The sequence below is a fragment of the Pseudomonas sp. genome, from assembly GCF_051660785.1.
Lineage (GTDB): Bacteria > Pseudomonadota > Gammaproteobacteria > Pseudomonadales > Pseudomonadaceae > Aquipseudomonas.
In genome coordinates, this window is the sequence record NZ_JBOFQE010000009.1 from 1 (window position 1) to 11,439 (window position 11,439).

The window sequence follows — 11,439 nt, forward strand, 5'->3', positions numbered from 1 at the left end:
AGCGAGCCTGCTCGCGATGGCGGCCTGACATGCAACATGGATGTTGAATGTGATGGCCCCATCGCGAGCAGGCTCGCTCCCACAGGGGTTGCACAAGCCTCGGGCCTACGGTTCGACCTGGGTCCATTGCTTGTTCAGGCGCTTGTCGGAGATCGGCACCTTGGTCCCCAATTGCTGGGCGAACAGCGAAACCCGGTATTCCTCCAGCCACCAGCGATAAAGCTCCAGCTGCGGATCGCGTTTGCCTTCCTGGGCATGTTTGTTGGCGCGGGTCTGGTATTGGGTCCAGAGACCGGACAACTCACCACTCCAGACTCGATCCCTCTGCACCTGAGCGCCGATTTTCTCGAAGCGCTGCTCGACCGCTTTCAAGTAACGCGGCAACTCCTTGAGCCATACCATCGGCGTTTCCCGGACAAACCCCGGGTACACCAGATGACTGAGCTGCTGCTTGATGTCATTCAAGGCCACGGCCTGTGCCAGATCAATCTTGCCCTTGAAGCGTTTTTGCAGGCCGTGCCAGAGCTTGAGAATCTCCAGCGTCAACCTGGCCAGGCGCTCGGCGTGCTCGGTCCAGCCACCGCGTTTGCGCTCGGCCAGTGCCGCCAGCCCCGCACCATCACGCGGCAACGGGTCTTCGCCGTCGAGAATGCAGCTGTCGAGGCTGGCCAGCAGAATGTCGTCCACCAGACTGTCGATACGCCCCATGTCGCGGTACATCAAGCCCAGCTCGGTCAGCCCCGGCAACTTGCCGCGCAGGAACTTGGCCGGTTCGGCCAGTTGCTGCATCAACAAACGCTGCAAGGCGCGGCGATGCTGGAACTCGGCTTCGGCCGGGGTAGAGAAACGCCCCTCCTTGACGGTGCCGCTCTCTTCCACCAGCGCCGGATACACCGTCATCGATAGCCCGGCAATCTTCTGTTGAGTCTTTTCCGCTACCGCCGCAAAGACTTTCGCCTCCACCGGCTGCTGGCTTTTCGCAGTTTGCGGCACGGCCAGCGCAGCCTGACTGGCTTCGGCAAAACGTGCGGTCAGTTCCGCCAGATCGCGCCCTTCGCCGAGGAACTTGCCTTGGCCGTCGACGATTTCCAGGTTCATGCGCAAATGACTGTCGACTTGCTGCGAAGCTTCTGCCCAGGCCTCATCGCTGACCCGAGCCCCCGTCATGCGCAGCAGCTCGCGGCCCAACGCCTGCGGCAACGAACCCTCGGCGAAGGTCATGCGCTGCAACGCGGCTTTGACGAAGTCCGGCACCGGCACAAAGTTCTTGCGCAGGGCCTTGGGCAGGTTGCGCACCAGCGCGATGCACTTGGCCTCGATCACGCCGGGCACCAGCCATTCCAGGCGTTCCGGCGGCAGCATGGGCAACAGCGGCGCCGGCACACGCAGGGTCACGCCATCGCGCGGGTGATTCGGCTCGAAATGGTAACTCAGGGCCAATTCCAGATCGCCGATGTGCAAGGTGTCCGGGTAATGCAGGGCGGTGACTTCGCTGGCCTCGCGGGCGAGCACGTCTTCTTCGCGCATGATCAGCAGCTGCGGGTCTTTCTGGCTGTTGACCCTGTACCAGCTGTCGAAGGTCGCTGTCTGGTGAATCTCCGCCGGCAATCGCGCATCGTAGAAGGCGTACAGGGTTTCTTCGTCGGCCAGAATGTCGCGACGCCGGGCCTTGGCTTCCAGTTCGTCGAGCTGTTCCAGCAGTTGCTGGTTGGCCGTCAGGCATTTGGCCTTGGATTGAATCTCGCCCCGCACCAAACCTTCGCGAATGAAAAACTCACGGGACACCACCGGGTCAATCGGTCCGTAATGCACCGGCCGGCGACCGACCACAATCAGCCCGAACAGCGTGATTTGCTCGAAGGCCACGACCTGGCCGCGCTTCTTCTCCCAGTGCGGTTCGAAGTGGTTTTTCTTGATCAGGTGCCCAGCCAGCGGCTCGATCCAGTCGGAATCGATCTTGGCCACCATCCGCGCGTAGAGCTTGGTGGTTTCCACCAGTTCGGCGGTCATCAGCCATTGCGGACGCTTCTTGCCCAGTCCGGACGACGGGTGAATCCAGAAGCGGCGCTGGCGGGCACCGAGGTAATCGCCTTCGTCGGTTTTCTGGCCGATCTGGCTGAGCAGGCCCGAGAGCACGGCTTTGTGCAATTTCGGGTAATCCGCCGGCTCTTTGTTGAGGCTCAACTGCATGTCGCGGCAGATCAGGCTCAACTGACGGTGAGAGTCACGCCATTCGCGCAAGCGCAGGTAATTGAGGAAATTCTTGCGGCACCAATTGCGCAACGGACTCGCCGTCAGCGCCTGGCGCTGTTCTTCAAAGCCACGCCACAGATTGACCAGCCCGGCGAAATCCGAGTCCACGTCTTTCCATTGCGCGTGCGCCTGATCCGCCGCTTGCTGACGTTCCGGCGGACGCTCGCGCGGGTCTTGAATCGACATGGCGCTAGCGACAATCAGCACTTCCTGCAAGCTGCCGAGTTTCGCCGCTTCCAGCAGCATGCGCCCCATCCGCGGGTCCACCGGCAACCGCGCCAATTGGCGACCGAGCGGGGTCAGCTGGCTATTGCGGTCGACCGCCGAGAGTTCTTGCAGCAGGTTGAAACCGTCGCTGATGGCCTTGCCATCCGGCGGCTCGATAAACGGGAAATCGGTGATCTCGCCGAGGCGCAGGTGCAGCATCTGCAAAATCACCGCTGCGAGGTTGGTACGGAGGATTTCCGGGTCGGTAAATTCCGGGCGACCGATGAAATCTTCTTCGCCGTACAAGCGAATGCAAATGCCCGGCTCGACTCGTCCGCAACGACCTTTTCGCTGGTTGGCGCTGGCCTGGGAAATGGCTTCGATGGGCAGGCGCTGGACCTTGGCGCGGTAGCTGTAACGACTGATGCGCGCGGTGCCGCTGTCGATTACGTAGCGAATGCCCGGCACGGTCAGCGAGGTTTCAGCGACGTTCGTCGCCAGCACCACGCGACGGCCCGGGTGCGACTGAAAAATCCGCTGCTGTTCGGCCGGCGACAGTCGTGCGTAGAGCGGCAGAATCTCGGTGTGCTTGAGCTGGGCCTTGCGCAGCATGTCGGCGGCGTCGCGAATCTCGCGCTCGCCGGGCAGGAACACCAGCACATCGCCGGGGCTCTTGCGCTCGCTGCGTTCGAACGCGGCGATTTCGTCGAGGGTGGCGAGGATCGCCTGATCCACTGTCAAGTCGTCCTCGACGCGGTTGCCCTCTTCGTCCTGCTCCAGGGTCAGCGGGCGATACCAGGTTTCTACCGGGAAGGTTCGGCCGGAGACTTCGACAATCGGTGCATCGTCGAAGTGCTTGGAGAACCGCTCCAGGTCGATGGTCGCCGAGGTGATGATAACCTTCAGATCCGGACGGCGCGGCAACAGGGTTTTCAGGTAACCGAGCAGGAAGTCGATGTTGAGGCTGCGTTCGTGGGCTTCGTCGACGATGATCGTGTCGTAGCGTTCGAGGTAGCGGTCGTTCTGGGTTTCCGCCAGCAGGATACCGTCGGTCATCAGCTTGATCAGGGTGTTGGAATCGCTCTGGTCTTCGAACCGCACCTGATAGCCGACCAGCGCGCCCAATGGCGTCGCCAGTTCTTCGGCCACCCGACTGGCCACGCTGCGTGCAGCGATTCGACGTGGCTGAGTGTGGCCAATCAGGCCGTGCTGACCGCGACCGATTTCCAGGCAGATCTTCGGCAACTGGGTGGTTTTACCCGAGCCGGTCTCGCCGGCGATGATCAGCACCTGATGCTTGAGCAACGCTTCCTTGATTTCATCGCGCTTGGCGGCGATCGGCAAACTGTCGTCATAACGAATCACCGGCAGGCTGGCACGCCGGGCCAATACCTGGTCACAGGACGCCTGCATGCGCGTCACCCACTGGGCCAGCTTGGCCTCGTCAGGTTTCTTGCGCAACTCAAGCAACTGCCGCCGCAGCCGGTGGCGGTCGGCGAGCATGGCGTGATCGAGGTTTTTCAGCAGTTTGTCGATGGAAGGCGATTCGTCAGTCATCAGGTACGCAAAAGTCGTCTAGTGGCGCAGGGGGGCGATTGTCGCAGATTTGCGCGGGGTTTGGCGTGTCAGTTGGGGCCCCATTCCCCTCACCCTAGCCCTCTCCCGGAGGGCGAGGGGACTAACCTATGTGACTTTCGAAAATTTGCGACCTGAGATATGGCGCCGAACTCAGGCGTCGAAAAGCATGAAGATCTGCTCCCTTTCCCCCTCTCCCCCGTGGGGCGGTCCGACGTTTCGGGAGGGCTGGGGTGAGGGGTGGTTTTCAGCCGTTACTCGTTATCGAGGCCTTTGCGGCGATACGGGAACACGTCGATGACTTTGCCGGCACGAATGGCCTCCTGAAGGCTTTTCCAGTAATCGGCGTTGTACAACTCGCCATGCAACTGGTCAAACAGCTTTCTTTGCCCGGAGTCGGCAAACAGGAACGGCGGAAATTCCTCGGGAAACACATCCAGCGGCCCGATCGAATACCACGGCTCGGACGCCATTTCGTCTTCCGGCGTACGCGGTTGCGGGATGTGGCGGAAGTTGGCCTCCGTCAGGAAACAAATCTCGTCGTAGTCATAAAACACCACGCGACCGTGGCGGGTGACGCCGAAGTTCTTCAACAGCATGTCGCCAGGAAAGATGTTCGCCGCCGCCAGTTGCTTGATCGCCAGCCCGTAATCCTCCAGCGCCTCGTGCACCTGCGCCTCGTTGGCGTTTTCCAGGTACAGGTTCAACGGCGTCATGCGCCGCTCGGTCCAGCAGTGACGGATCAATACCGTGTCGCCTTCCACCGACACCGTGGACGCGGCCACCTCAAGCAGTTCCTCCAGGCACGCCGGTTCGAACTTGCTCAACGGGAAGCGAAAATCGGCGAACTCCTGGGTATCAGCCATGCGCCCGACGCGGTCGACGCTTTTAACCAAACGGTATTTTTCGATCACCGTGGCGCGGTCGACGTTTTTCGACGGCGAGAAACGGTCCTTGATGATTTTGAACACGGTGTTGAAACCCGGCAGCGTGAACACACTCATCACCATGCCGCGCACGCCGGGGGCCATGATGAATTGGTCGTCGGTGTTGGCCAGGTGATTGATCAGCGCCCGGTAGAACTCGGACTTGCCGTGCTTGTAGAAACCGATCGAGGTGTACAACTCGGCGATGTGCTTGCCCGGCAGGATCCGCCGCAGGAACCCGATGAACTCCGCAGGCACCGGCACATCCACCATGAAATACGAGCGGGTGAACGAGAAGATGATCGACACATCGGCTTCATCGGTAATCAGCGCATCGATCTGGATACCACGCCCCTCGCGGTGCAGCAGCGGAATCACCAGCGGCCATTGTTCATCCCGGGTGTAGATGCGCCCCACCAGGTACGCACCCTTGTTGCGATAGAGCACCGAGGAAAACAGTTCGACGCTCAACTCAGGGTCCTTGCACACCCAATCCGGCAGGTTCTCGCGCAGTTGGGCTTCGAGGCGGCGCAGGTCGCCGGGCAGATCGGCGTAATCCTCGCTGAAGCTGTAATCGGCAAAAATGCTCGCGAGCATGCCGGACAACTGGCCCTGAGGCTTATAGGTCCGGGTTTGCGCTGCGCGAGCCCGTCGCAGGCTTGGCCGGGTGGTGTGAATGAACATGCAGCCGTCGCTGATCAGGTCGTGGCTGAACAGCCCGCAGAAAATCGAGTTGTACCAGGTCTCGGACAGTTCATCGTCGAAGCGCAGGTCGATCAGCGTGATGTAAGCGCTTTTGACCAGCGGCCAGCAACTGACGTCCAACGTGTCGGCGTCAAACGCGATGCGCAGGCGGTCGACCGTTTCGCTGACTTTCTCTTCGTACAGATTGATCCGCGCAGCCGAGGCGACCTGCGCCTCCTGCCACTGGGCCTGCTCGAAGCGGGCCCGGGCGCCATCGGTGATCTGGCGGAAATGCTCGCGGTAATCGTCAAAGCCATCGAGGATCATTCGGGCGATGTCGGCGGCTGGCCATTGCTGCGGCATGGTGAGACCTCTGCGGGAATTCGTGAGCCCTGAGCTTAGCCAGTGAACCGGGTGCAGGAGAAGCGTAATTTTCGGCCCGGGTTAAATGCTCGTTTTTCAGTTGCCATGGATCAGGCGCTCGGCAACACTCTCGTCCCCAACAAGGAAGGAGCGCACCGTGAGCCCTGTCGATATTTTCCGTTTACTGTCGCTGGCAGCGATCTGGGGCGCGAGTTTTCTGTTCATGCGCATCATCGCCCCAGTGATTGGCACAATTCCCACGGCCTTTTTCCGCGTGTCGATTGCCGCTACCGGCTTGCTGGTGATCCTCGGGCTGATGCGCATCAGCTGGGACTTCAAAGGCAAACTCAAGACGGTGATGCTGCTCGGGGTGATCAACTCCGGGATTCCGGCGACTCTTTATTCCGTGGCCGCCCAGGTGCTGCCGGCCGGTTATTCGGCGATTTTCAACGCCACCACGCCGCTGATGGGCGTGTTGATCGGCGGGCTGTTCTTCCATGAAAAACTCACCGCCGCCAAGCTTGGCGGGGTGTTCCTCGGGCTGTTCGGCGTTGGCGTCCTGACCCGCGCCGGTCCGGTGGCGTTCGACATGGAATTGCTGATGGGCGCCGTCGCCTGCCTGCTCGCCACCACCTGTTATGGCTTTGCCGGGTTTCTGGCGCGCCGCTGGCTCGACCACGCGGGCGGTCTTGACAGCCGTCTTTCGGCGCTGGGCAGCATGCTCGGTGCAACGCTGTTCCTGTTGCCGTTGTTCGGCTACAGCGTGATCAGCCAGCCACCGCCAAGCTGGGGCGGCTGGAATGTCTGGTTGTCATTGCTGGGGTTGGGGCTGGTGTGTACCGCGCTGGCGTACATCATTTATTTCCGCCTGCTCAGCTCGATCGGGCCGGTGAGGTCGATGACCACGACCTTCCTGATCCCACCGTTCGGGGTGCTGTGGGGGGCGCTGTTGCTGGATGAGCCGTTGTCGATGGCGCATATCTACGGCGGGGTGTTGATTGCGGCGGCGTTGTGGTTGGTGTTGAAGCCTTCGGTGGTGAAGGCTGCCGGGGTGGTTGCCAAGTAGATAGTGGTGCGGCTGATGACGTCATCGTCGGAACGCCGCCCGGAGCAGGCTCACTCCCACAGGTAACCTCAGTGTCCACAAATATTGTGTTCACAGGAGATCCAATGTGGGAGTGAGCCTGCTCCGGGCGGCGTTCCGACGATGGCGCCAGCCCAGGCGCTACAAAGCCGACTGACTCACCTCCCCATCCACCAACCGCCGAATCCCCAGCGGATTGGCGTTCTGCAACGCCTCGGGCAGCAACGCATCCGGATAATTCTGGAAGCACACCGGTCGCAGGAACCGGTCAATCGCCAACGTCCCGACCGATGTCCCGCGCGAATCGGACGTCGCCGGATACGGCCCGCCATGCACCATCGCCTCACACACTTCGACCCCGGTCGGATAGCCGTTCAGCAAGATCCTCCCGACCTTTTCCTGCAGCAACTCCGCTAGCCAACGGTATTCGAGCAATTCGTCCGCCTCGCCGATCAGCGTCGCAGTCAATTGCCCGCGCAGGCCGTGCAACGCCGCCGTCAGCTGCGCCCGGTCTTCGACCTCGATGACAATGGTGGTCGGCCCGAACACTTCTTCCTGAAGCAGCTCATCGCCCTTGAGCAACAGGCTGACGTCCGCCTTGAACACTTGCGGCTGCGCCCGATTACCCTGTTGCGGCTTGCCTGCCAGGTGCGTCAGTCCAGGATGTTCATGCAGTTCCCCAAGGCCCCGGCTGTAACTGACCAGGGCGCCGGCATTGAGCATCGTCTGCGCCGGTTGCTGGTTCATGTTGGCGCAAAAGGCTTCCAGAAACAGACTGAACTGCGGCGAGCGCAAACCGATGACCAGGCCCGGATTGGTGCAGAACTGACCACACCCCAGCGTTACCGATCCGGCCAGTTGCGCGGCGATTTGCTCACCCCGCACGTTGAGCGCTTCGGGCAGCAGGAACACCGGGTTGATGCTCGACATCTCGGCGAACACCGGGATCGGCTGCGGCCGGGTCGCGGCCATGTGGCTCAGGGCATTGCCGCCCTTGAGCGAACCGGTGAAGCCCACGGCCTGAATCGCCGGGTGCTTGACCAGCCATTCACCGACACCCCCGCCGTAGATCATGTTGAACACGCCGGCCGGCATTTCGGTTTTTTCCGCCGCGCGGATGATCGCATCCGCGACCCACTCGGCCGTCGCCATGTGCCCGCTGTGGGCCTTGAATACCACCGGGCATCCGGCGGCCAGTGCCGAAGCGGTGTCGCCCCCGGCGGTTGAAAACGCCAAGGGAAAGTTACTGGCACCGAACACCGCGACAGGCCCGAGGGCGATGCGGTACTGACGCAGGTCCGGACGCGGTAGCGGCTGGCGATCAGGCAATGCACGATCAATGCGCGCACCGTAGAAATCACCGCGGCGCAGAACCTTGGCAAACAACCGCATCTGGCCGCTGGTGCGTCCGCGCTCGCCCTGGATACGCCCGGCCGGCAGTGCGGTTTCGCGACACACGGTGGCGACGAAGTCATCGCCCAAGGCATCGATTTCATCGGCGATGGCGTCGAGGAACTGCGCACGTTTTTCCGCGCTGAGGTTGCGGTAGATCGGGTAGGCAGCAGAAGCCGCGTTGGCTGCCGCGTCCACTTCCGCTTCAGTGGCCTGGAAAAAACTGCCTGGCAGCGCTTCGCCCGTCGTGGCATCGAGGCTTTGCAGCTGCTGCGTTCCGTTGCCGCTGCGCTGGTCGCCGATGTAGTTGTGTCCGAGTATCGTAGTCATTTCGGATTCCTTGATCGATTTCAGACCTGTAGGAGCCGGCTTGCTGGCGATGGCGTTGGGTCAGGCCACCTCAATGTCGACAGACACTACGCAATCGCCAGCAAGCCGGCTCCTACAGGGGGGTCAGAGTGTGCGCACCTGGCCGATGGCCAATGGCTGGGCGCTTTCGCCGATGCCGTTTTCAAGTGGCGCGCCGAACTCATCGAGGCTGATCTGGAAGCGATCCCCCGGCTGGGTTTTTACCCCGTCGGCGAACGACAGCGTGGCGGTGCCGAAGTAATGCACGTGCACGTCGCCGGGGCGCAGAAACTGCGCGTACTTGAAGTGGTGGAATTCAAGGTTGGCGAGGCTGTGGCACATGTTGTCTTCGCCGCTGAGAAACTCTTTTTCCCAGATCGTTTCGCCATTGCGTTTGATGCGGCTGGTGCCGGCCAGATGCTTGGGCAACTCACCGACGCGCAGTTCCGGACCGTAGGCGCAGAAGCGCAGTTTCGAATGGGCGAGGTACAGGTAATTGCGCCGCTCCATCACATGGTCGGAGAACTCGTTGCCCAAGGCATAACCGACACGGTACGGCAGGCCATCGTCGCCGATCACGTAGAGGCCGGTCAGCTCCGGTTCTTCGCCGGCGTCTTCAGCAAAGGGCGGCACCGGGAAGTCCGCGCCGGGGCGCACGACGATGCTGCCGTCCCCTTTGTAGAACCATTCCGGTTGCGCGCCGACCTGCCCGGCTGCCGGTTTGCCACCCTCCAGGCCCCACTTGAAAATGCGCATGGTGTCGGTCATGCCGGCTTCGACCGCACCGTCCTGTTGGTGCATCTTGTCCCGCGCCGAGGCGCTGCCCAAATGGGTCAGGCCGGTGCCGCTGATCAGGCAATGGGCCGGGTCTTCGTGGTCCAGTGGCGGCAGCACACGGCCCTGCTGCAACAGTTGGGCGTAATCCGCTCCCGGCTCGGTGCCGCGTTGGGCAACTTCTTCTTGCAGGCTGCGCTGGGCGCGAATCGCCGCGAGGGCCAGTTCACGGGTGCTGCGGGTGCCTTTCAGCACCTGGACCTGCGAGCCTTCGACGAGGCCGACCTGGCGTTCACCGGCTGTGTTTTCAAATTGAATCAGGCGCATGACGGCCTCCAGAAAGTCAGGGATTTGGGTCACTCGATGATGTTGAAGTCGCTCAGGTATTCATCGGAGATTTCCAGGCCCAGGCCCGGCTTGTCGTCATCGAGCTGGATGTAGCCGTTGACCGGTTGCGGCTCGCCCTTGAACACGTAGTAGAAGAGTTCGTTGCCGACCTCGACGTCGAACACAGGGAAGAACTCGGCCATCGGCGAGGCGGTGGTGGACATGGTCAGGTGGTAGTTGTGCATTTGCCCGGCGTGCGGGATCACCGGCACCGACCAGGCCTCTGCCATGGCGTTGATTTTGCGCGCAGCGGTGATGCCGCCGACGCGGTTGGTGTCGTACTGGATCACGTCGATGGCGCGGCGTTCCAGCAGGTCTTTGAAGCCGTAGGAGGTGAATTCATGCTCGCCGCCGGAGATCGGCATGATTCCCATTTTTTTCAGCTCGATGTAGCCCTCGATGTCATCGGCGATCACCGGTTCTTCGAGCCAGCGCGGTTCAAATTCGGCGAGTTTGGGCAACATGCGGCGCGCATATTCCAGGGTCCAGCCCATGTAGCACTCGAGCATGATGTCGATGTCGGGACCTGCCAGTTCACGCAGGGCGCGCACTTGTTCGATGTTCTTGCGCATGCCCGCCGGGCCGTCTTTCGGGCCGTAGCCGAAACGCATTTTCAGTGCGGTGAAACCCTGGTTCAGGTAGCCCTGGGCTTCTTCGAGGAACAGGTCGAGGTTGTCATTGGCGTAGAGCTTGGAGGCGTAGGTCCAGATCTTCTCCTTGGTCCGGCCGCCGAGCAACTTGAACACCGGCTTGTTCACGGCTTTGCCCATGATGTCCCAGATGGCGATGTCGATCGCCGAGATCGCCGCCATACCGATGCCTTTGCGACCCCAGGCGTGACTCTGGCGGTACATTTTCTGCCAGATGTATTCGTTGTCGAACGGGTCTTCGCCAATGGCGATCGGCGCCAGGTAAGTGTCGATGATTTCCTTGGCCACACGCGGTGCGAGGGCGCAGTTACCGATGCCGACAAGACCGGTGTCGGTCTCGACTTCCACCACCAGCCAGCCGTGGAAACGGAACGAGCCCATGGCGTCGCCGCGCTCGAACAGGATGTCACTGGCGTTGGTGCAGAAGTGCGCTTGAGGCGGAACGACTTTGCCTTTCCACTCGAAAACGCGGGTACGGATGGCTTTGATTTTCATGGATACGGATTCCTTGCGCTGCCGGCTTTTTGTAGTTGTTGAGTCGCTGCGCGGGGCCGCTCGGGTGGCGGGTTCCGGCATTCGATGGAGCGACTTTAGCCAGCGCTCGGGGGGTGCGGATAATCACTTATGCGTATCCGGCGATAACCTGGGGTGATAGGAAAAAGCGGATATTGGTTAGATCGGGTTATCAGCCACTCCACAAAACTGTAGGAGCCGGCTTGCTGGCGATTGCAGTCCGTCAGTCACGTATAAGGTGTCTGCCAGACCGCGATCGCCAGCAAGCCGGCTCCTACAAAGG

Annotated in this window: 6 protein-coding genes; 1 reads left to right on the forward strand and 5 read right to left on the reverse strand. The window is 61.5% G+C overall.

Annotated features, from left to right (window positions below; genetic code table 11):
• Positions 1-105 precede the first annotated feature (105 nt).
• Together hrpA and aceK are read right to left on the reverse strand one after the other, a co-directional pair.
• Positions 106-4,017 carry an ATP-dependent RNA helicase HrpA gene (hrpA, locus tag ACRC4F_RS02880; RefSeq protein WP_438657997.1) on the reverse strand — a complete coding sequence of 1,304 codons (3,912 nt, stop codon included), beginning with the start codon at positions 4,015-4,017 and terminating at the stop codon, positions 106-108.
• 272 nt (positions 4,018-4,289) lie between these two features.
• Positions 4,290-6,008, reverse strand: coding sequence for a bifunctional isocitrate dehydrogenase kinase/phosphatase (aceK, locus tag ACRC4F_RS02885; protein WP_438657998.1), 1,719 nt, complete (start codon positions 6,006-6,008; stop codon positions 4,290-4,292).
• A gap of 157 nt (positions 6,009-6,165) precedes the next feature.
• On the opposite strand from aceK, the gene ACRC4F_RS02890 reads away from it, so the two are divergent.
• Positions 6,166-7,074 carry a DMT family transporter gene (locus tag ACRC4F_RS02890; RefSeq protein ID WP_438657999.1) on the forward strand — a complete coding sequence of 303 codons (909 nt, stop codon included), beginning with the start codon at positions 6,166-6,168 and terminating at the stop codon, positions 7,072-7,074.
• A 159-nt stretch (positions 7,075-7,233) separates the two neighbouring features.
• On the opposite strand, the gene ACRC4F_RS02895 is transcribed toward ACRC4F_RS02890, so the two are convergent.
• The 3 genes from ACRC4F_RS02895 to ACRC4F_RS02905 form a co-directional block, all read right to left on the reverse strand.
• A complete protein-coding gene (locus ACRC4F_RS02895; protein ID WP_438658000.1) occupies positions 7,234-8,814 on the reverse strand; it encodes an aldehyde dehydrogenase (NADP(+)) in 1,581 nt (526 codons plus the stop codon).
• Between the two features lie 123 nt (positions 8,815-8,937).
• On the reverse strand, positions 8,938-9,933 hold the full coding sequence (araD1, locus tag ACRC4F_RS02900) for an AraD1 family protein (RefSeq protein ID WP_438658001.1): 996 nt from the start codon (positions 9,931-9,933) through the stop codon (positions 8,938-8,940).
• Positions 9,934-9,962: 29 nt separating this feature from the next.
• Positions 9,963-11,138: an L-rhamnonate dehydratase gene (locus ACRC4F_RS02905; RefSeq protein ID WP_064679200.1), complete on the reverse strand. Its 1,176-nt coding sequence runs from the start codon at positions 11,136-11,138 to the stop codon at positions 9,963-9,965.
• Between the last annotated feature and the right edge of the window lie 301 nt (positions 11,139-11,439).